This is a genomic window from Nonomuraea sp. NPDC049607 (assembly GCF_040675375.1).
Lineage (GTDB): Bacteria > Actinomycetota > Actinomycetes > Streptosporangiales > Streptosporangiaceae > Nonomuraea.
Window position 1 is genome coordinate 165128 of record NZ_JBFAOV010000011.1, and the last position, 20042, is coordinate 185169.

At 74.0% G+C, this 20042-nt stretch carries 21 protein-coding genes; 7 read left to right on the forward strand and 14 right to left on the reverse strand.

Features of this window, described 5'->3' with window-relative positions; genetic code table 11:
- Positions 1 to 140 precede the first annotated feature (140 nt).
- Positions 141 to 1049 (reverse strand): LLM class flavin-dependent oxidoreductase, encoded by a 909-nt coding sequence (locus AB0J97_RS23120; protein ID WP_364091785.1) that lies wholly within the window; start codon positions 1047 to 1049, stop codon positions 141 to 143.
- Between the two features lie 88 nt (positions 1050 to 1137).
- Between AB0J97_RS23120 and AB0J97_RS23125 the strand changes: the two genes are divergently transcribed.
- Complete coding sequence (locus AB0J97_RS23125; protein ID WP_364091787.1) at positions 1138 to 1980, forward strand: helix-turn-helix domain-containing protein; 843 nt, start codon at positions 1138 to 1140, stop codon at positions 1978 to 1980.
- A gap of 4 nt (positions 1981 to 1984) precedes the next feature.
- Here AB0J97_RS23125 and AB0J97_RS23130 read toward each other — a convergent pair whose 3' ends face one another.
- Positions 1985 to 2395 carry a hypothetical protein gene (locus AB0J97_RS23130; protein ID WP_364091789.1) on the reverse strand — a complete coding sequence of 137 codons (411 nt, stop codon included), beginning with the start codon at positions 2393 to 2395 and terminating at the stop codon, positions 1985 to 1987.
- Between AB0J97_RS23130 and AB0J97_RS23135 the strand changes: the two genes are divergently transcribed.
- The gene (locus tag AB0J97_RS23135; protein WP_364091791.1) at positions 2370 to 2777 is read left to right on the forward strand and encodes an ABC transporter permease; all 408 of its coding nucleotides are present in this window, start codon (positions 2370 to 2372) and stop codon (positions 2775 to 2777) included. The genes AB0J97_RS23130 and AB0J97_RS23135 overlap by 26 nt on opposite strands.
- Here AB0J97_RS23135 and AB0J97_RS23140 read toward each other — a convergent pair.
- The 5 genes from AB0J97_RS23140 to AB0J97_RS23160 form a co-directional block, all read right to left on the reverse strand.
- The gene (locus tag AB0J97_RS23140; RefSeq protein ID WP_357709005.1) at positions 2725 to 3276 is read right to left on the reverse strand and encodes a GNAT family N-acetyltransferase; all 552 of its coding nucleotides are present in this window, start codon (positions 3274 to 3276) and stop codon (positions 2725 to 2727) included. The genes AB0J97_RS23135 and AB0J97_RS23140 overlap by 53 nt on opposite strands.
- A 5-nt stretch (positions 3277 to 3281) precedes the next feature.
- On the reverse strand, positions 3282 to 4793 hold the full coding sequence (locus AB0J97_RS23145; RefSeq protein WP_364091793.1) for a hypothetical protein: 1512 nt from the start codon (positions 4791 to 4793) through the stop codon (positions 3282 to 3284).
- 96 nt (positions 4794 to 4889) lie between these two features.
- Positions 4890 to 6062, reverse strand: coding sequence for an MFS transporter (locus AB0J97_RS23150; protein ID WP_364091795.1), 1173 nt, complete (start codon positions 6060 to 6062; stop codon positions 4890 to 4892).
- On the reverse strand, positions 6059 to 6313 hold the full coding sequence (locus tag AB0J97_RS23155) for a Chromate resistance protein ChrB (protein WP_364091797.1): 255 nt from the start codon (positions 6311 to 6313) through the stop codon (positions 6059 to 6061). The genes AB0J97_RS23150 and AB0J97_RS23155 overlap by 4 nt, the downstream gene beginning before the upstream one ends.
- A 1-nt stretch (position 6314) precedes the next feature.
- A complete protein-coding gene (locus AB0J97_RS23160; RefSeq protein WP_364091799.1) occupies positions 6315 to 6998 on the reverse strand; it encodes a TetR/AcrR family transcriptional regulator in 684 nt (227 codons plus the stop codon).
- A gap of 53 nt (positions 6999 to 7051) precedes the next feature.
- Here AB0J97_RS23160 and AB0J97_RS23165 point away from each other — a divergent pair, with 53 nt between their 5' ends.
- Positions 7052 to 8167, forward strand: a complete 1116-nt coding sequence (locus AB0J97_RS23165; protein ID WP_364091801.1) for an NAD(P)/FAD-dependent oxidoreductase — start codon at positions 7052 to 7054, stop codon at positions 8165 to 8167.
- Between the two features lie 11 nt (positions 8168 to 8178).
- Here the strand turns inward: AB0J97_RS23165 and AB0J97_RS23170 are convergent, their stop codons facing one another.
- The gene (locus tag AB0J97_RS23170; protein ID WP_364091803.1) at positions 8179 to 9207 is read right to left on the reverse strand and encodes a P1 family peptidase; all 1029 of its coding nucleotides are present in this window, start codon (positions 9205 to 9207) and stop codon (positions 8179 to 8181) included.
- A 93-nt stretch (positions 9208 to 9300) separates the two neighbouring features.
- On the opposite strand from AB0J97_RS23170, the gene AB0J97_RS23175 reads away from it, so the two are divergent.
- On the forward strand, positions 9301 to 10116 hold the full coding sequence (locus AB0J97_RS23175) for an aminoglycoside phosphotransferase family protein (RefSeq protein ID WP_364091805.1): 816 nt from the start codon (positions 9301 to 9303) through the stop codon (positions 10114 to 10116).
- Between the two features lie 7 nt (positions 10117 to 10123).
- On the opposite strand, the gene AB0J97_RS23180 is transcribed toward AB0J97_RS23175, so the two are convergent.
- From AB0J97_RS23180 to AB0J97_RS23195, 4 genes are all read right to left on the reverse strand, one after another.
- On the reverse strand, positions 10124 to 10873 hold the full coding sequence (locus AB0J97_RS23180) for an SDR family oxidoreductase (protein WP_357708909.1): 750 nt from the start codon (positions 10871 to 10873) through the stop codon (positions 10124 to 10126).
- An 81-nt stretch (positions 10874 to 10954) separates the two neighbouring features.
- Positions 10955 to 11353 (reverse strand): MerR family transcriptional regulator, encoded by a 399-nt coding sequence (locus AB0J97_RS23185; protein ID WP_357708906.1) that lies wholly within the window; start codon positions 11351 to 11353, stop codon positions 10955 to 10957.
- Positions 11350 to 11934 carry an NAD(P)H-dependent oxidoreductase gene (locus tag AB0J97_RS23190; RefSeq protein WP_364091809.1) on the reverse strand — a complete coding sequence of 195 codons (585 nt, stop codon included), beginning with the start codon at positions 11932 to 11934 and terminating at the stop codon, positions 11350 to 11352. The genes AB0J97_RS23185 and AB0J97_RS23190 overlap by 4 nt, the downstream gene beginning before the upstream one ends.
- 34 nt (positions 11935 to 11968) lie before the next feature.
- A complete protein-coding gene (locus AB0J97_RS23195) occupies positions 11969 to 13156 on the reverse strand; it encodes an ROK family protein (RefSeq protein ID WP_364091966.1) in 1188 nt (395 codons plus the stop codon).
- 230 nt (positions 13157 to 13386) lie between these two features.
- Here AB0J97_RS23195 and AB0J97_RS23200 point away from each other — a divergent pair, with 230 nt between their 5' ends.
- On the forward strand, positions 13387 to 14235 hold the full coding sequence (locus AB0J97_RS23200; protein WP_364091811.1) for a hypothetical protein: 849 nt from the start codon (positions 13387 to 13389) through the stop codon (positions 14233 to 14235).
- Complete coding sequence (locus tag AB0J97_RS23205; protein WP_364091813.1) at positions 14229 to 16898, forward strand: PQQ-binding-like beta-propeller repeat protein; 2670 nt, start codon at positions 14229 to 14231, stop codon at positions 16896 to 16898. The genes AB0J97_RS23200 and AB0J97_RS23205 overlap by 7 nt, the downstream gene beginning before the upstream one ends.
- Before the next feature lie 71 nt (positions 16899 to 16969).
- On the opposite strand, the gene AB0J97_RS23210 is transcribed toward AB0J97_RS23205, so the two are convergent.
- Positions 16970 to 17623 (reverse strand): class I SAM-dependent methyltransferase, encoded by a 654-nt coding sequence (locus AB0J97_RS23210; protein WP_364091815.1) that lies wholly within the window; start codon positions 17621 to 17623, stop codon positions 16970 to 16972.
- 104 nt (positions 17624 to 17727) lie between these two features.
- Here AB0J97_RS23210 and AB0J97_RS23215 point away from each other — a divergent pair, with 104 nt between their 5' ends.
- Positions 17728 to 18489, forward strand: a complete 762-nt coding sequence (locus tag AB0J97_RS23215; RefSeq protein WP_364091817.1) for an alpha/beta hydrolase — start codon at positions 17728 to 17730, stop codon at positions 18487 to 18489.
- A gap of 10 nt (positions 18490 to 18499) precedes the next feature.
- On the opposite strand, the gene AB0J97_RS23220 is transcribed toward AB0J97_RS23215, so the two are convergent.
- The gene (locus tag AB0J97_RS23220; RefSeq protein ID WP_364091819.1) at positions 18500 to 19987 is read right to left on the reverse strand and encodes an MFS transporter; all 1488 of its coding nucleotides are present in this window, start codon (positions 19985 to 19987) and stop codon (positions 18500 to 18502) included.
- Between the last annotated feature and the right edge of the window lie 55 nt (positions 19988 to 20042).

Genomic DNA, 20042 nt, shown 5'->3' on the forward strand with positions numbered 1-20042 from the left:
TGCTGATCACGGCCGGCGTGGTCAGCGGTTGCGAGTACTGCGTGGCCGCGCTCTCGACCCTCGCCCTGCGCGCCCGCCGAGCTGGTCGAGGCCCTGCGCGCGGGCCGGCCCATGACGCCACGGCGCGGTTCGTCCGGACGTCACCCGTGCAGGAGGGTTCGCACCTGCGCCAGGAGGTCCACCTGTCTCCGCCAGTCGCCGCCCGAGATCCCGACGACCGCGTGGCTCGCCCCGGCCTCGCGGTAGTCGTTCAGTCGTCCGGCGGCCTCCTCGGGGTGGCCGGTGAGGGGGATCGGCAGGACGTCCTCAAGCGGACGGCCGTAGCCGGCGCTGATCCCGGATGCCAGCTGCGCCCGGGACGGGACGTCGGGCCCGGCTCCCAGCGCGGCGGCGCAACCGATGACGACGACCGGAACGGGACGGCCTGCCTGCCCGGCCAGCCCGGCCAGCCGTCCCCTTCCCTCGGCGACCTCCCGTGGGGAGATCAGCGAGGGGAACCAGCCGTCGCCCAGCCGCGCAGCCCGCCGGATCGCCGCCTCCGACGCGTTGCCGACCCACACGGGCGGCATGGCCACGGCCGGGGTCAGCGTGACCGGCGGTTGTCCCGGCTCGTCCGGCAGCCGGGTCTCCTTCCCGGCCAGCAGGTCGGGGAGCAGTTCCAGCGCGGTGTCCGTACGGCGCCCACGCCGCCCGAACGCCACCCCGGCGGCAGCCCACTGCCCCGGCCCGCCGCCCGAGCCGACGCCCAGCACCAGCCTGCCGCCGGACACGTGCTGCAGGCTCGCGACCTGCTTGGCCGCCCAGGCCAGCGGCCGGATCCCCGGGACGAACACGCTTGCGCCGATCCTGATCCTCGACGTGACGGCGGCGGCGGTGGCCAGCGCGATCGACGCGTCCAGGGTCGGCCCGCCGATGGCCAGGTGATCGCCGTGCCAGACGCCGTCCAACCCGGCGTCCTCCGCGTGCCGGGCGGCCTCCCGCAGGTCGAGGCCCCTTCTGCGCTGCTCGCCGACGCCGGGCAGGATCACACCGATCTCAAAGCTCTCCATGCGGCCGACTATGCAACCTCAGGCACACTTGAGGTCAATCCCGCTCGCGAGCACGCCGTCCGGTGTCGGAGGCTCGTAGCATGTCGGTGTGCGGTCAGCCGAGCGGGTTCGCGCCCATGTGCCTCGATGGAAGATCACCGTCCCGTCGCGGCCCGGCCGCCTGCCCGGGGTCATGATGGCGGGGTTCAGCGACCGGGACAACGAGTTCCGCGACCTCGCCCTCGTCCCGCACCCCGCGGTCACTCTGCTCCTCGACCTCGGCGACGAGCCGTTCGTCATCGAGGACGACCGCGGCTCGCGGCAGCTCGGACGCGTCGTCGCCGGTCTCGCGCCTCATCAGGTACGGGGATGCGGCCTGACCAGCCGGATGGAATGCCTCCAGATCCGGTTGTCGCCGATGGTCGCGCACGCCGTCCTGGGCGCGTCCGCGGAGCTGGGCGGCACGGTGGTCTCGCTGGACGACCTCTGGGGGCGGGAGTCCGTACGCCTCCAGGAGCGGTTGCGGGCCGCCGGGTCGTGGGAGGACCGGTTCGCGATCGCGGAGGACGCGCTGGCCAGGCGCGCCGACGCGGGCCGCGCCGCCGATCCGGAGGTCGCCTTCTCCTGGCGGCGGATGGCGGCGAGCGGGGGCCGGGTGCCCGTCGAACGGCTCGCCGTCGAGGCCGGCTGGAGCCGCAAGCGCCTCTGGTCCCGGTTCCGCGCCCAGGTCGGCCTCACCCCGAAGCGGGTGGCCCGGCTGATCCGCTTCGACCGGGCGGCCCACCGGCTCGCCGCCGGTGAACGCGCCGCCGACGTGGCGGCCGAGAGCGGCTACGCCGACCAGTCGCACCTGCACAGGGACGTGATGACCTTCGCGGGGGTGACGCCGGCCTCGGTCGCGCTCTCGCCGTTCCTCGCCGTGGACGACGTCGCCTGGCCGCCTGGGCCCTAGCGGATCACGGCCGGTCGCCGCCGCCGCGCAGGCGCAGGGCGCTGGCCAGGCACAGGGCCGCCGCCTCCGGGGCGGTGAGGCGGCCGTCGGCGATCTCCTCGGCGGCGGCGTGCTGGAGCCCGATGACGGCGGCGGCCAGCCAGGCGGCGGGGGGCGACCCGTCGAAGTCGCCGGTGTGCTGGCCCCGCCGGATGAGCCGTTCGAGGCGCGGCGGCACGACGTCGTGGGGGTCGTCGTTCGCGGGACGGTGGACGCGGGACACGGTGAGGTCGAGCAGCAGGGGATGGCGGCGCAGGAACTGCCAGCCGGCGTCGAGGAACCCGGCCAGCGCGTCGGCGGGCGGGGCGGTGCCGAGGGCGGCGCGGGCCGCTTCGAGGATCGCGTCCGGCGTGGTGGTGGTGCTCGGGCTGGTCATGGGCTACCGGCCCGAAGGCGGCGTGACGGGGGTGGCGGCGGCGGTGGCGCTGGTCGTGGCGTTCGGGCTGTCCCTGTCACTGCTGTGGGCGGCGGTCGCCCTGCTCGTGCCCGACCAGGCGGTGGTCATCAGCGTCGCGAACGTCGTGCTGATGCCGCTCTCGTTCGCCAGCAACATCTTCGTCCAGCCCGCCACCATGCCCGGCCGGCTGCGGGCCTTCGTCGAGGTCAACCCGCTCAGCCACGTCGCGGCCGCGGCCAGGGGGCTGATGAACCACACCGCGGGCGCCGCGGGGGCGGTCACCTGGTCGCTCGTCGCGACCGCCGTCGTCACCGCGGTGTGCGCGCCCCTGGTCCTCCATCTGTACGGCAGGCGTGGGTGATCTCGTGCACGGCGACCGGCCGGCCGTGCGCGGGGACGACCGTCTCGAACGCGAACCGCAGGCCCAGCTTGTCCATCACCCGGCGGGACCGCTGGTTGTCCACGTGACGGATGCTGACGATCCGGTCGAGGCCGCATTCGGCGAACCCGAACCCCAGCAGCCGCCCGGCCGCCTCGGTGGCGTAGCCGTTCCCCCAGTGCTGCCGGCCGAGCCGCCAGCCGATCTCCACGGCGGGCAGGACCTCGGGGAGGAACGCGGGCACCGTCAGCGTGACCCAGCCGGCCGTCCGTCCGGTCTCGCGCACGACGACCGCGAGCAGGCCGTAGCCGCGTTCGTGCCATTCGCGGTGGGCGCGCGCGATCCCCGCCGCGGCTGAGTCCGGGGGCTGGACGGAACCGTCGCCGATGTACCGCATGACCTCGGGGTCGGCGTTCATGGCGGCGAAGGGGGCGAGGTCGTCGTCGTCCGGCAGACGCAGGAGAAGCCGGTCGGTCGTCATGGGGATCACCCGCCGATGATGCCAGAGCCGGGCCGGGTGGTCCGTCCCGGCGCGGCCTCACCGGTCGCCGTGCCTCGCAGCGCCTGCCACGCCGCGAACGCCGCGTACGCGGCCAGGACGGCGAGCCCGGCCCATCCGGGCAGCGGGAAGTACCCCGCCGAGGGCGCGTAGTGGGCGGTCACCTGCGGATACTCCGCCCGCGTCTGGAGCACGGCGAAGCCCGCCGCCGGGGTCAGCCGGAGCAGCCAGCCGGAGACGGCGTCGGGCAGCAGCGGAACCGCCGTCACGCCGTACGGCAGCGCGACCAGCGCGAGCGCGACGACGATCGCCGCCCAGCCCCGCCGCAGCCGCACGCCGAGCCCGAACGCGAGGACGGCGCAGAGCGCGAGCACCAGCGCGACGCCGACGATCACCCGCGCGCCGGTGAGTCCGGACAGTGGCTGTGCCGGCGTGCCGTTCCCGCTCAGGATCGCGACGCCCACCGGCAGGACGACGCCGGCGGCGACCAGTCCGGTCACGAAGGCCGCCGCCCCGACGACGGCCGCGCGGGCGGCGACCGTCCGCCGCGCACCCGCCCCACCGGCCGTACGGGAGCCGTGGCGGGCGGCCACCACGAGCACGACGACGAGCGCGATCACCAGCCCGGCCAGCAGGTTCTCGGCGACGCGCGGCGCCTCCTCGTTGAGCGGGCCGATGTCGCCGGTGCCGCTGACCGTGATGATCCCGCCCTTCTGCACGGCTCCGGAGGGATTGTGGTACTTCTCCCAGTCGGTGTGGTTCATCTCGCCCACGGGATCACTGGCCCAGGCGCCGTCGTGACCGCCCTCGACGGCGACCTGGTCGAAGACGCCGACGGCCTGGGTGAACCGGGACTCCTCGATCGCGCCGCCGAGGCCGCTCTCGCGGAGCGTGAGGTCTCCGGGCGAGGTGGCGAAGAGGCCGACCTGCACGGTTTCCGGCAGTCCGGCCAGCGTCGCCGTGCCCACGGTGTGCCATTGCCGGCCGTCGGCGGACTCGGCGCCGGTGACGGTGTCGCCCGAGCGGGTCAGGCGCAGCCAGCGCGGGAGCCGGTCGGGGCTTCCCGCCCGGTCGTGCTTGTAGTCGTACTGGAAGCGCACGCCGTGGGCGCCGGTCATGGCGAGGGCCGCATATCGGGAGCCCTGACGCAGGCCGTCCTTGACGATGATCCCGGCCTTCGCCCAGGGCACCAGCCCGGCCACGAGCTGGTCGTGGTTCGGCGGGGGATAGGTGATCGTCCCGGTCATGGACGTCATCCGGACCGTGATGCTGCCCTCGCGCCCCAGACCGCGGTGCAGGAACCAGAACGTGTCGCTGACGGTGGAGCCGTCGGCGGCGACGGGGGCGGCGGGGCAGGGGCCGTCGCAGGAGGAACGTCCGGCGAACGCGGACATCAGGCCCAGCCCGATGACGGCCAGGGCGGCGACGGTCAGGGCGGTCAGGCGGCCGGGGCGGCGGAACGCGGCCCATTCCCGCCGGAGGAGGTCGGTGATCGACATGCCAACGGTTATAGGGACCGGCGCCTAACACCCCCGGAACGACGCCTGTCACGCCGCTGTCACATGGCCCTTGTGGCCGGCCGGGCTTGGGGGCGGTCAGGTGGTGGGGGAGCGGCGGAGGGTGAGGGCGATGAGCGGGCCGACGGCGAGCAGGATCGCGAGGGCGGCGTAGCCGTAGGTGAGCGAGGCGAGGGTGGCGACGCCGGCCACGAGCAGCGGGCCGCCCGCGTCGCCCAGTTCCCGGCCGAGTTCGGCGGCGCCCATCGTCTGGCCCATGCGTTCGGCGGGGGTGCGGGCGGCGAGGGCGGCGAACCCGAGCGGGGTGATGAGCCCGGTCCCCGCCCCGATCAGTACGGCCGCCGACAGGATCCCGGTCAGACCGGGCAGCATCGCGCAGGCCAGCCCGGCCGCGGTGACCAGCAGCCCGGCCAGCATGCCGGTACGGGTCCCCAGCCGCCCCGCGTCGAGGGCCCGCCCGGCCCTGGGCTGCACGACCGCCGCGCACGCCGCCAGGACGGACACCGCGGCGCCGGTCGCGACCGTGCCGAGACCGGCGACCCTGCCGGACACGGGCAGGAACCCCACGCCGACCGACAGCGCGGCGGTGGCCCCGGCCAGGGCCGCGGTCGGGACGAGGAACGCCGGGTCGGCCAGGCGCCGCGCCAGGTCCAGCACCGTCTGGCGGGCCTTGGGCAGCGGCGGCACGGTGGGCACGGCCAGCGCGGCCCACACGGCGACCGCCAGGCCCAGCACTGTCAGGACCGCGAACAGCAGCCGCAGGCCGCCGGCCCACACCAGCACGCCGCCCAGCAGCGGGCCCAGGGTGTAGCCGATCGACTTCCAGAAGCCGTAGCCGCCGAAGGCCCGGCCGAGCTTGGCGGCGGGGTTGAGCCTGGCCACCAGCGCCGAGGCCGACGGTGAGAACGCCGAGGCCGCCGCGCCCTGGCCCAGGCGGGCGGCCCACAACCAGCCGGGGCTGTCGGCGACGACGTACAGGGCGGAGGCGATCGCGAAGGCCACCAGGCCGCCCAGCAGCACCGGACGGGCGCCGATCCGGTCGGCGAGGCTGCCGAACAGCGGCTTGAGCAGCACCTCGGCGCCGTCGTACAGGGCCAGCAGCGCGCCGAGGACGAGCAGCGAGGTGACCGCGTCGCCGGAGAACCCGCCGAGGTTGGCGGCGATGCCGTGCGCGCCGAACGCCGTGGTGAACCCGGCGGCGTACAACGGCCACATCCGCCGCCCCGACACGGCCGACACCGAAGGCGTCATCGCCTGCCCCCCAGTGCCTCACGCGGGGTCGCCCGGGACGTCTCGGGCGCCGCCGCGTCGTGGTCCGTCGCGGGTGGCGGTTCGTGGAGGGCGGTGAAGACGCGGTCGGCGTAGTCCTCGCAGACGGCGGCGCACTGCCGGAGCCTCGCGGACGCCTCGGCCGCCTCCGGGGCGCCGAAGACGTCCCGGGCCGCGTCGAACAGCGCCCGCAGGCGATCGTCGTCCTGCCGTGCGCGTCCGGCGGCGACCATCCTAGAGGCCGAACTTGGCGGCCACGGCGTCGAGGACCCAGTCCAGGCCGGTCGCGAAGGACTCATCGGCGTCCACCTCCGTGCCGTCGTGCACGAGCCTGGCCAGCGAGGGGAAGCGGCCCGTGGCCAGCATCCTGCTCACGTGCGGGCCGCGGGCGCGCTGCCAGTCGAGCTTGGACAGGCCCGTGGCGCGCTCGGCCCGCAGGCCCGCGACCTCGCGCCTGATCGCGCCGGTGGTGTACGCGCTGACCGTCTCCACGGCCCGCATGACGGTGTCGAGGTCGGCGACGCCGTCGAGGGCGGACAGCATGCCCTCTGTCGCGGCGAGGGCGTTGGGGCCCAGGCTCGGACGTCCGCCGAGCAGGTCGGCCAGCCATTCGTGCCGGAGGGCGGCCCGTCTGATGCGGTCGGCGTGGCCGCGCAGCGCCTCCCGCCAGTCACCGGGCGGCTCCTCGGGGAGGATCTCGGCGTAGACCTCGTCCACCATGAGGTCGAACAGCTCCTCCTTGGTGGACAGGTAGCCGTACAGGCGCATCGGGCCGACGTCGAGCCGGGCGGCGACCTTGCGCAACGACACCGCCTCCAGCCCGCCCTCGTCGGCCAGCGCGACGGCGGCGGCGACGATGCGCTCCCGGTCGAGCGGCGCGGGGCGGGTCGGCGGCTCCGGACGGTCCCACACAGTCATGGATACATCGTAGTGTTGCGATACGGTGTATCGAGGAAATACAGTGTATCGACATGAGACATCGTATCGCTGTAGTGGGAGGCGGCCCCGCCGGCCTCACCTTCGCCCGCGTCCTGCACCGCCATGGCCATCCCGTCACCGTCCTCGAACGCGATTCGTCCCCTGGCGCCCGGTCTCCGGGCGGCACGCTGGACCTGCACGAAGGGATGGGCCAGCGCGCGCTGGACAAGGCGGGGCTGCTGGCGGGATTCCGGACGCTGTCCCGTCCGGAGGGACAGGCCATGCGCATCCTGGACACGGACGGGACCGTCCTGCGTGACTGGCGACCCCGTCCGGATGAGCGGGCCAATCCCGAGATCGACCGCGGGCAACTCCGTGACCTGCTGCTCGGCCCTCTGGACGTCCAATGGGGGCGGGGTGTCACCGAGGTGGTGCCCGGCACCCGGGACGGCGTGCTGGTCCGCTCCGCGGACGGGCGGCAGGAGGCGTTCGACCTCGTGGTGGGCGCGGACGGCGCCTGGTCCCGGGTCCGCGCGGCGCTCTCGTCCGCGACGCCGCGCTACACCGGTGTCACCTCCGTCGAGACCTCCCTGGACGACGTCGACGCCCGCCACCCCGACCTCGCCCGCCTGATCGGCGACGGTTCCTTGGCCGTGTACGGCGTGAACCGCGCCGTCGTCGCCCAGCGCAACAGCGGCGGCCACGTCAAGGTCTACGCCCAGTTCCGCGCACCACTGGACGCGGCGGACCCGGCCGATGCCGATGCCGAGGCCGTGCGGTCGAGCCTGCTGGCCCTGTTCGACGGGTGGGCCGCTCCCGTCCTCGATCTCCTCCGCCACGGCACCACGTTCACCCGCCGCCCCCTCTACGTCATGCCCGTGGCCCACACCTGGGACCACGTACCCGGGGTGACGCTGCTGGGCGACGCCGCCCACCTGATGCCCCCGCTGGGCCTGGGCGCGAACCTCGCGATGCTGGAAGGCGCCGAGCTCGCCGAGGCCGTCGCCGCAAACCCCGGCGACCCGGACGAGGCCGTCCGCGCCTTCGAGCAGCAGATGTGGGCACGGGCCGCCAAATACGCGAAGATCACCGCGGCCGGTCTGGAACGCCTGGTGAGCCCGGACCCCGCCGAAGCCCTCGCCCTCTTCGACGAGCTCCAGCCGTCCTGACCGCCGAACGGCTACCCGACCGGCTCTCCGGGCGCCGGCTCCAGCAGCCGGTCGTACGGGACGGCATGGCTGGTGCGGCCGCGCACGCCGGTCGTGGTCGTCGCGGCGAACAGGGAGTTGAGCAGCGCCTCCTCGACCGAGTCCATGACCGCGGCGAACACCGGGTTCAGCCTGGCGTCGGGCAGGGCCGGGACCTGCGGTGACGCGGTGGTGAAGGCGATGGCGTAGTCGCCGCTCCCGTGGGAGTACGACGCCCCCACGCGGCCCATCGCGAAGATCGCCCGCCGGGCCAGGCGGGCCAGCTGACGGGCGTCGAGCGGCGCGTCGGTGGCCACCACGATCATGCAGGAGTTGCCGACCGGCTCCTCGTTCGCCGCCCCCGGGACGAGTTCCTCGACCGGCATCGGGACGCCCCGCACGGTCAGCACGCCACCGAAGTTGGACTGGACGAGCGCTCCGACCGTGACCGGAACGCCGTCCACCACCGGCCGCCGGGACGAGGTGCCGATGCCCGCCTTGAAGCCCAGCGCCGTCGTCCCGGTGCCCGCCCCCACGCAGCCCTCCGCCGGCAGCCCGCCGGACGCCCCTTCCAGCGCGTCGAGCACGTGCCGTTCGGTGATCGGGCGGCGCCGGATGTCGGACAGGAAGCCGTCGTTGGTCTCGCCCACGACCGGGTTGAAGGAGATCCCCTCCGGGTTGCCGTCCATCAGATAGGTGACCAGCGCGTCCGCCGCCCGGAACGCCGACAGCGTGGCGGTCAGGACGACCGGCGACTCCAGCACGCCCAGTTCGTCGATCTGGGTCGAGCCGACCAGCTTGCCGTACCCGTTGCCGGCGTACACGGCCGCGGGCAGCCCGCGCCGTTCGGCGGTCAGCTGCCGGGGAACGATGGCGGTGACCCCGGTGTGCAGCTCGGCGCCGTCGTCGAGGGTGGCGTGACCCACCAGGACGCCTTCGACATCGGTGATCGCGTTCAACGGCCCGGTCGGCATGTCGCCGACGACGACGCCCAGCTCGCGCGCCCGCGCGCGACCGCTCATGGATGAGGAGAGGAAATTGTCCATAATGTTCCCATTGTCGCGGCTGCGCCCGGCCGCCGCGCGAGGTGCCACCGTAAGGGGCGACGCGGGCGTATGACGGGCCGATGCACCCACGACCTGGAGTTCCACGACGACGTCGTGACCAAGCGGTACGCCTCGTGGGGACGAGGAGAACCGCACCGGGAGTGGACAGCCCTCACCCTGCTCGCCGAGCACGCCCCCGGCCTCGCGCCCACCCCTGTGGAGGCCGCGCTCGACGCCGATCCGCCGATGATCGTGATGACCCGGCTGCCCGGCCGCGTCCTGCGCGGCGAGGACATCACCGACGAGCAGATCCAGGCGATGGCGACCGCCCTCGACCGGCTGCACCGGGTCCCGCGCCGGGTGGTGGACGCGGTCGAGCCCGCCCCCTGGGGGCCCGCCGCGGCCGTCACCAAGGCTCGCGCCTGGGCCGGCAGGCGGCGTGACCTGGGCGAAGAGCCCGTGGTGCGGGAGGCGTACCGTGCGGGTGTCGCCTGGCTGGCCTCCGCGGCCCCCGACAGGCTCCTGGCCGGGTCTCCGGCGCCCGTTCTGGGGCCGGCTGACGGCAACCTCGCGAACTACCTGTGGGACGAGCACGAGCGTCGCGTCCGGATCGTCGACTGGGAGGACTCCGGCCGCAACGACCGTGCCTTCGAGCTCGGCGAGCTGTGCGAGCACATCTCCCACCTCGACGGCGCCTTGGACGCGCGGCGGCTGCTGTCCCGGGTCGGCCTCGCCCCGCGGGAGGCCGAGCGGGTCAGGGACTTCCGCCGCCTGATCGCGCTGGGCTGGTTCCTCCAGCTCGGTCCCGGTGGCCCGGCGACGCCGCACAACCCGGCGGGCGCCCTGGAGACCCAGGCCGAGAGGGTTCTCCGGCTGCTCGGCTAGGGTGCCGTCAGAGCAGGGTGCCGCCCGAGGCGTCCAGCCAGTGGCCGGTCACCCAGCGGCTGTCGTCGCCGGCCAGGAACGCGACCGCGTCGGCCACGTCCGCGGGGGTGCCCACGCGGCCCATGGGGGACAGCGACGACAGCCAGGCCAGCGCCTCCCCGACGAGCCTGCCCTGATGCATGTCGGTGTCGATGACGCCGGGAGCCACGGTGTTGACGGTGATCGCGCGTGGGCCGAGCTGCTTGGCCAGCGTCGAGGTGAGCACGTCGAGCGCGCCCTTGGACATGGCGTAGCTGATGGACTGCGGCATCGCCGAGCCGCGGGTCAGCATCGTGGAGATGTTGATGATCCGGCCGCCGTCGCGCAGCCGGGGCAGGGCGTGCTGGGTGACGAAGAAGGGGGCGGTGGCGTTGATCGCGAAGATCCGCTCGAACTGCTGCCTGGTGACGTGCTCGATGCCCGGCTCGTCGTTGAGCACGCCGGCGTTGTTGACCAGGATGTCCAGCCGGTCGGCGCGGGCGTCGAAGGCGCCCCACAGACGTTCGGCGTCGCCGGGCGTGCCCAGTTCGGCCCGCAGGGCGAACGCCTGCCCGCCGGCCGCCTCGATCGCGGCGACGGTTTCCGCGGCGGCCTGCTCGTTGCCGCCGTAGTGGACGGCGACGCGCGCGCCGTCACCGGCCAGACGCCGGGCGATGGCGCGGCCGATTCCCCTGCTCGCGCCGGTGACGAGCGCGGTCTTGCCATGGAGGTTGCGCATGATATGTCCTTCTCTCGGCCGGGGACGAGTCACCTGCCGGCAGCGTGCGAGGCGGTGAACTCGGCCGCCGGGGCCGGTGGATCAAGGGGTGTTCTGGAGGAAACCCAGGGTGGCCAGGTCGTTCACGGTCGTCTGCAGCGCGTCGATGCGGGCGCGGCCGATCCGGACGAGTTCCTCGCCCGCGGCGACCCACTGGTCGAGATCGCGGGAGAGCGGCGGGATGCCGGCGAGGATGTCGGCGCTCTCCTTGAGGGTGATGCCGACGCGCTGGGCGGCGAGGGCGAGCCTGATCCGGCAGACCGCGTCGACGGTGAACCGGCGGGCGTTGCCGCTGGTGCGGTGGCCGCTGATCACGCCGTAGCGCTCGTAGAAGCGGACGGCGTTGGGCGTCACCCCGGCGGCCTCGGCCACCTGCCCGACCGTGAGCGAGGCCGCGCCCGCCTCCAAGCCGGCGTGGTCGGCGCCGGTCGGCTCGTTCACCGTCGGCCGGCCAGGTCGGGGACCCTGATGGGACGCAGCGCCCGCGCCCACGTACGCAGCTCGCCCATCATCAGGTGCAGCGCCTGCGCCGAGCCCGGCGGAGGGACGAAACGGCCGTCGGCGTCCAGGTTCTCCCATGGCATCGGGAGCAGCACCGACTCGCGGACCGTGGTGGCCCGCAGTTCGGGGAAGACCGCGCGCAGCTGCTCCACGGCCCTGATGCCGCCGGAGGCGCCGTACCCGACGAACGCGACCGGCTTGTAGGCCCACTCGGTGAAGTGCCAGTCGATCGCGTTCTTCACCGGCGCGGGGAAGCTGTGGTTGTACTCCGGGACGAGGAAGACGAATCCGTCGGCGTTCGCGAGGGTGCCGCCGATCGGGGACGCGGCCGCTCCGCCGGGCTGCAGCTCGTGCATCGGCAGCGAGACCGCGGCCAGGTCGATCAGGTCGAGGTCGAGCCAGTCGATCGTGGTGAGCTCGCGCTCCAGCCACGCGGCGAGCGGGTCGGCCATTCTGGGCGTGCGCACGCTGCCGATCACCACGGCGATCCGGAGGCGGGCGTCGGTGATGTTCTCCGTCATGGCGACGACGCTAGAGGTTCGCCTATGGGTGAACTCAAATCGCCGGCCCACGTCGGGTGGCCAGGGTGTTGAGGGGGTCGTCCAGGAGGCCGGCGAAGGCGAGTTCGGCGGCGCCGGCGAGCGTGGTGTCGTCACCCAGGGCCGTCACGGCCAGGCGGACGCGTTCACGTGACACCGGCAGGACATGCGCGTCGATCCGGGCGCGGACGCGTGGCGCGGCGCCCGGGTAGACGTCGCGGAGCATGCCGCCGAAGACCACGAGCGCCGGGTTGAACAGGTTGATGAGGTTGACGACGCCGACGCCGAGCCAGTCGCCGACGCGGTCCAGGGCGTCCCGCGCCCGGGCGTCACCGGTCCCGGCCAGGGTGACGACGGCCCGGATGCCGTCGCGTCCGATGAGGCCGTCGGAGCGTCGCGCGTAGTCCAGCAGCGCCTCTTCCCCCACCTCGGCCTCCAGGCAGCCGCGCGACCCGCACAGACAGGGCCGCCCGTCGAACGGGTTGACCAGCATGTGCCCGAGTTCGCAGCCGTAGCCCGAGTCGCCGTCCAGGAGTTCGCCGCCGACGATGATCCCGCCGCCGACACCGACGTCCCCGTGCAGGTAGATGAGGTTGTCGACGTCGCGTCCCGCGCCGCGTACGTGCTCGGCGACCGCGCCCAGGTGCGCCTCGTTGCCCACCTCGACGGGAAGCCCGAGGCCGAGCCCGGCGGCGAGTTCCGGGCCGAACGCCTGGTCCACCCAGCCGAGGTGCGGCCCGTACCGGACGGTGCCGTCGGCACGCCTGATCAACCCGCAGTACGAAGCGCCGACCCCCACGCACGACGCGCCGGGATCGGCCCCGGCGACCAGTTCGCGGCCGAAGGCGGCGAGGACTCGGACGACGTCCTCCAGGTCGGCCCCGGCACGGGCGCGGACGGCCTCGCGGCGGTCGAGGACCTGGCCGCCGAGCCCGACACGGGCGGCGAGCAGCCGGTCCACGGCCACGTCGAAGGCGAGCCCGTACACCGTCCCCCGCTCGGGCATGACGACGATGGACGGCCGCCCCGCGCGGCCACGCCCGGCGGGAACCCCTTCGCGGACGAGCCCGGCGGCGGTGAGCTCTGCGGTCAGGTCCATGATGGTGCTGCGGTTGAGGCCCATCCCGCGGCCGAGCGCGGCCCGCGACACCGCGCCGTCCTTGTGGACGCGTCGCAGCACCTCGCTCAGGTTCCGCTGCCGCATCTGCTCCTGCGTCCGCGCGCCCGCCGCCGCTCCCGTCACCCCGGCCAGCCTAGGACCTGTTCTCACGCGATCACAGCCTGAAAAAAGATCGACTTTTCGCGAAATATACGGCTATTAGTCACATACCACGCGCTTGGAAATTCGATGCGGAATTCGCCGACAGGGCGGTTGAGCAGCCGTCCCATCAGCTATACATCAGCTGCCGCACTCCGCCGATGAAGGGGACGCCCATGGCCAGAGCGCGCCAGAAAAAGCGTGCCACCCCCGTCCCTACGGAGGAGGCCGGAAAGTGGAAGGCCGTGCGGACGTGGCTGGCGGGCATCCTCAGCGCCGTGATCGTCGCGGCGATCGGGGTCGTGTTCACCGCCTGGTTCAACGCGCGCGGCTCCGACACCGTCGGCAGCATCAGCGGCGAGCCCCCCGTCAAGGTCGGCTACGTGGCCGTCGAGTACGCCGCCCAGGACACCACCCTGCGGGAGCCGGTGACCGACCCCGCCGACCGGGCCGTCCTGCTGGGCGGCGCGTCCGGCTCGCGGCGCGACACCGTCATGGCGAGCCACGACTGGGCCCCGCTGGAGAGCGCGGAGGTCACCGTCGTCCTCGTCGGCAACCGCAGCAGCCTGCGCATCGTCGACGTCCGGCCGCGCGTCCTCGACCGCAGGCCGATCTCGGACGGCGCGCTGTTCGTGTACACCCCCGCCGGAGAGTCCCCTGCTGTCGAGCTCGCCGCCGACCTCGACCAGCCCGCCCCCCGCTTCACCACCCCCGAAGACCCGGACACCTCCTACTTCAGGAAGAAGCAGATCGACCTCAAGCAGGACGAACGAGTCACGCTCTCCATGACGGTCACCGGCACTGCCGCCTACTACGCCTTCGACCTGCTGGTCACTGTGCTCGCGGGGGACCGGACCGAGCAGCTCACGATCCAGGGGCCGGACCGTACGCCGTTCCGGGTGACCGGCACCTCCGACACCTACCGCGCCTACTACACCACCTCCCCGCTCGGCGGCTGGCGGCCGATCTCCAGGGGCGAGGCGTGCGCGATCGAGCGGAAGCTCGCCAAGGCCGGGCAGTGCTGACCGCGGGCGGATACCGGTCGGCGGCGACGCTGCTGGTGGTCATCCTGGCCACCTGCTCGGCCGGGGCCGACGTGACCGGGGCCGGTCGCGTCCCCGTCGAGTGGCGGGCGGTGTGGTCGGTGCCCGTCGAGGCCGGGCACGGCGTCATGGCCCAGGAGGCCCGCAGTCACGCCGTGTCAGATCGGGCGGTCGCCGTGGCGACGCGGCAGGGCGACGTACGGATCCACGACCCGCGAACGGGGGTGCTCCGGCTCACCGTCCCCGCCGGTCCGGCTCGGCCCTCGTCCGTCACCGGCGTCTGGCTCGCGGGCGGCACGCTCGTCGTCGCCAGAGGCGAACCGGACGCCCCCGAGCAGACCCTGTACGGCCACGACCTGGCCACGGGCGCGCCCCTGTGGCGGCGCCCGATCATCGTCGCCCTGCGTCAGCCCCGGCTGGACGAGGCCGGCCACTACCGCGGCCCGCGGATCCTGGCGACCGAACACGGCATCGTGGTGTTCGAGCAGCCGGACGAACCCCTCCAGATCCTGGCCCTCGACGCGCGGACCGGCACGGCCACGGCCCGTTCCGCCTACCCGCCGGGCTGCCGGCTGACCGGCGCCGCGACGGCCCGCTCGGTGTGGCTGCTCAGCCACTGCCGGGACGGCGAACTGCGGCTGTCCTCGATGGATCCGCGCACCCTGCGGCAGGGACGGACGCGCCCGCTGCCGTCGTCGTCCGCCACGACGAAGGGCGGCGGCCCGTCGATCGAGCTCACGGCCAACGCCGAAGGGTACGTGCGGGCCAGGGCGGCCGACGACGACTTCTTCCTCGGCCCCGACGGCCGCCTGCTGTCCAGCCGCTCCCAGGCCGTCAGGGTCAGCCCGCCCGGCCGCCGGGCCGCGCCCCTGTACGCCGGCCCCGCCACCATGCGGCCCGCCCCGCGATCCTGGCCGCTGCCCGCCTACCTGGTCTCCGTGGACCCCGTCACCGGAGAGCCCGGCGGCCTGCCGATCGACCTGCCCGCCGGCCTGGTCTCCTTCGCCGGGACGAGCCAGGGCCTGGCCTTCGTGTTCAGCGACGTCCCGGGAGACGGGCGGCTGACGGCGTACCGGCCGGTCCACGGGACGGTACGCCCGCAGACCGCCTGGCCGGACGCCTGCGGCCTGCTGACCGGGCGCGACCTGGCGGCGTACGCGGACGGCTACCGCCCGGCCCCGGCGACGGACGGCACGGCGCGCTGCGACTGGATACCGCGGGCCGACGACGGCGCCGTCGTCTCGCTGTCGGTGGAGTGGGTGGCGCCGTCGGAGGAGAGCGCGCGCAGGCTGTACGCCGCCGAGTCCGCCACCGTCAGAGCGGCCAACCCTGTCGACCCCACCACCGAGGCCCCGGGCTTCCTGTCCTACACGGTGGACGCGACGGACGGCTTCTACGGCGCGACGCTCGTCAACGTGGGGCCGGCCGTCGTCCGGCTGACCTCGTCGTCCCGGCAGGCGGTGCGGTTGTTGTCGCCGGTGCTGCGCGACCGTCTGCTGGCCCGGTACCGGCCGGGCGTCCGTGCCCCCGTCCCGGTGGGCGAACGCGGGTGGAGCTTTCCGACGGACGCGGCCATCCGTACCGAACCGGTGGTGACGGGCGGCGTCGTCTACGCGTCCAGCGCCGACGGCACGGTGTCCGCGCTGGACGCCGCCACCGGCGCGGTGCGCTGGCGCCGTCAGACGGGCGGGCCCGTGGGGGAGGACCACGTGGTCGCGCACGGCACCGTGTACGCGGCCTCCCGCACGGGCAGCCTGGTGGCGCTGGACGCGGCGACCGGCCGCCCCCGCTGGAGCCGCAGGATCGGCGATCCCGTCGGTCTCGTGGTCGCGGCGGGCCGCCTCTACCTGTGGACCCGGCATCCCGCCTGGTCCTCGAAGGCCGAACTCGTGGCGCTCGACGCCGCCTCGGGCAGGCGGCTGTGGAGCTTCGAACCCGCGGGCGACCTGCTGGCCCCCAAGCCCGTGTCGGCCGGTGACGTCGTCCTCACCGGCGACGACCACGGCGTGATGTACGCCCTGACCCCCGCCACCGGAACCGTGGAACGGCGGTGGCGGCTCGGCGGGGGACACGACCGCGTCCTGCTGCGACGGTCGGGCGCGACCGTCTACGTGGTGAGCGGCAGCGGCGACGTGAACGCCGTGGACGTCGCCTCGGGCGAGGTCCGATGGAGGTCCCGGATCCCCGGCCCCGTCTCCGCCCCTCCGGTGGTGACCGGCGGGACCGTCTACCTGGGCGACGACCGGGGCACCACGCACGCACTGGACGCCGCCACCGGCGAGCGCCTGTGGAGCTTCGAGGCCAGAGGCGACCGGCCCATGTACCACTGGAGCGTCGCCGTGTCGGACGGCCTCGTCCACACCGTCGGCCGCGATTGCACGCTGTACGCGCTCGACAGGGGCCGGCCACGCCGGCGGCTCCCGCTGCCCGGCGGCTGCGGGACCGGCCCCGTGGCGGCGGGCGGCGCCGTCCACGTCTCCGGCGGCGACGGAACCGTGTACACGCTCGACCCCGCCACCGGCGCCGTGCGATCGAGGTTCCGCACCGGCGGCGCCGTCGAGACCGTCCCTGTCGTGGCCGACGGCTTCGTCTACCTCGGCGCCTCCAACGGAAACCTCTACGCCCACCCCACGTCGGCCCCCTGACGGGCGTCCACCGTGGGTGGGCCGGTTCAGCTCGAACAGTCGTCGGCGGGGGTGCCCGCGGGCCCGTGCGTCTAGTCTGCGGCGGCGGGGGTCGCGGCGCGCATCAGGAGATGGCCACGACGGAAGCGTTCGTCCTCCAGGGGCTCGCGCAGCATCCGTCCCACCTCGACGAACTCCTCCTTGCGGGCCAGATCGGCCAGGTCGTCGATCGGCCACCGGTAGGCCGGCGTGACCTTGTGGTCGAACTCCGTCACCGGATCGCCCTCGGCCTCGAAGAAGCCGAGCAGGAGGTGGCCGCCGGGGGCCAGCACCCGGCGGAACTCGGCGAAGTACGCCGGCAGCTCCGCCGGCGGGACGTGGATCATGGAGTACCAGGACACCAGGCCGCCCAGCTCGCCGTCGGCCACGTCGAGGGTGTCCATCGAGCCGAGCTCGAAACGCAGGCCGGGGAAGTCCCTTCGGGCGATGTCGAGCAGCGCGGGGGACAGGTCGATGCCGAAGGCGTCGAGGCCGAGGTCACGCAGGTGGGCCGTCATGTAGCCGGGGCCGCAGCCGGCCTCGACGACGGGCCGGGGTCCTGTGGCCCGTACGAGCTCGGCGAACACGGAGATCATCGCGCGATCCAGCGGCAGGCGGGCGAGCGAGTCCCGGGCGAGATCGGCGTACAGCTCGGCGACGGCGTCGTAGGCGTCGGCGGTCGTGGTGAGGTAGGAGGATTCGGCCATGGCGGACGACTGTAGCCCATCGGCCGGCCGATCAACGGCCGTCGACGCGTTGCCGTATCCTGTGAACAAAAATCCAAATAGTTCACACGGATATGGATTTCCCCATGCTGAACGACCTGCCGTATCTGTCGGCCGGCGAAGGACCGCCCCTGATCGTCCTGATCTACACCCCCGAAGCGGCCAACCCGACGGGCCTGACGCGCTGGTCCACGATGCGCATGGTGCGGCCGTTCACCTCTCACTTCACCGTGTACGTCGTCAACCGCCCGCCGGGGCTGCCGCCGACCACGACCATGGCCGACCTCGCCGCGATCTTCGCCCAGGCGATCAGGACCACGTTCGAGGGCTCGGTGGACGTGCTGGCCCTGTCCACCGGCGGATCCATCGCCCTGCAACTCGCCGCCGACCATCCCGGCCTGGTCGACCGCCTCGTCCTGGCGGGCACGGCGGGCACCCTCGGCCCGGCCGGCAGGCGGGCCCAGCGCGGCTACATCGAACGCGCCCGCCAGGGCAGGCGGCCGAGCCCGGCGCTGGCCGAGATCGTCACCGAATCGGCGCTCGGCCGCGTCCTGCTCAAGGGCCTGCTCTGGCTCTCGGACGGCGGCCGCGCCGACCGCACCGACGCCGTCACCGTGCTCAACGCCGAGGACGGCTTCGACCTGCGCGGACGCCTGCACGACATCAAGGCGGCCACCCTGCTGATCCAGGGCGCCGACGACCTCGTCTACCCGCTCGACCTGGCCCGGGAGACGGTCGACGGCATCCCCGGCGCCCGGCTGACCGTCTACCCCGGACGGACCCACAGCGGCACCTTCACCGACAAGCGCTTCGCCCCTGACGCCCTCGCCTTCCTGACGGACAGGTGAACGCGCCCCCTCACAGCCCCGGCCCGACCGGACGCAGGCCGTTCCGCGCCTGCGCCGGCCGGAGGGCGACGACGCCGAGCACCACGTGCAGGACGCCGGCCACCGCCGCCGCGACGTGCAACCCCGTGACGAAGGCCGTCTTGGCCTGCGTGACCGCCGCCGGCACGAGGGCGGGGAGCTGGAGGGTCCCGTCCAGCGTGGGGGCCAGGTCCGGCCCCTGGAGCCGGAAGACCAGGGCGGCGAGCGAGCCGAGGAGCGCGATGCCGAGCGCGTTGCCGATCTCGTTGCTGGTCTCGGCCAGCGCCCCCGCCGCCCCGGCCCGTTCCGGCGGCACGGCCCCGACGGCGGTGTCGGCCACGACACTGAACGAGATCCCGTAGCCGACGCCCGCGACGACGGTCGAGGCGACGTACCAGCCGACCCCGCCCGTGACGGCCGTGGGGAGCAGGACCAGCAGCCCCGCGGCGATGGAGAAGTGGCAGACGGCGAGCGCGGCCCGCTTGCCGACGCGTTCCACCACGAAGGGGGTGACGACGCAGGTGACGGTGAGCACCACCGCGCCGGGCAGCGCGAGCAGCGCCGCGTGCAGCACCGGCAGACCGAGCACCGACTGCAGGTAGACACCCGACAGGTACGCCGTCGCCGACCACGCCGCCAGCGGCAGCAGCCCCGTGATGATCGCCACCGTGAACACCCGGTCGCGGAACAGCGAGAACTCGATCAACGGGTGCGGAAGGCTCCGCTGCCTGCGGCCGAACCACACCAGCAGCCCCACCCCGGCCGCCCCCGCGAGCACCGGGACGATCGACGGACCTTCCGCGGCGGCGTTCTTGAGTGCGTAGATCGTGAGCAGGAGACCGGCCGCCGAGGTCACGACGCTGGGCACGTCCACGCGGCCGGCGCGCGTCGTGCGCACCTCGCGGAGCAGGACCGGCGCGAAGATCAGGAACAGCGCGATGACGGGCAGGTTGATCAGGAAGACCGCCCCCCACCAGAACCGTTCCAGCAGGACGCCGCCCGCGATCGGCCCGACGGCGAACCCGGCCGCGAACGCCGCGGCGAAGATGCCGATGGCCTGCGCCCGTCGCCGCGGGTCGGCGAACAGCTCGCTCAGCACGGCCAGCGCCGACGGCAGCAGGGTCGCGCCCGCCACCCCCATCAGCGCGCGGGCCGCGATCAGGAGCTCGGCGCTGGGCGCGAACGCCGCCGCCGTGGAGCCGACACCGAACACGGCGGCGCCGATCAGGAGCAGCCGCAGCCGCCCGTACCGGTCGCCGAGGTTGCCGAACGTGATGAGCAGCGAACCGACCGCGAAGCCGTAGATGTCGAGGGTCCACAGGGCCTGGTCGGCGGTCGGCGTGAGGGCCTGGCTGATCCGGGGCATCGCCAGGAACAGGATCGAGCCGTCCATGGAGACCAGCAGGACGGGCCCAAGGATCACCAGGAGGCCGAGCCAGGCCCGCAGGCCCGGAGGAGTGTGCGTGTGCTGTCGAGACATGGGGCCGACACTCGGGCAGGACGCGCCCGGCAACCATCCCCCTGGCGTGGGTGCA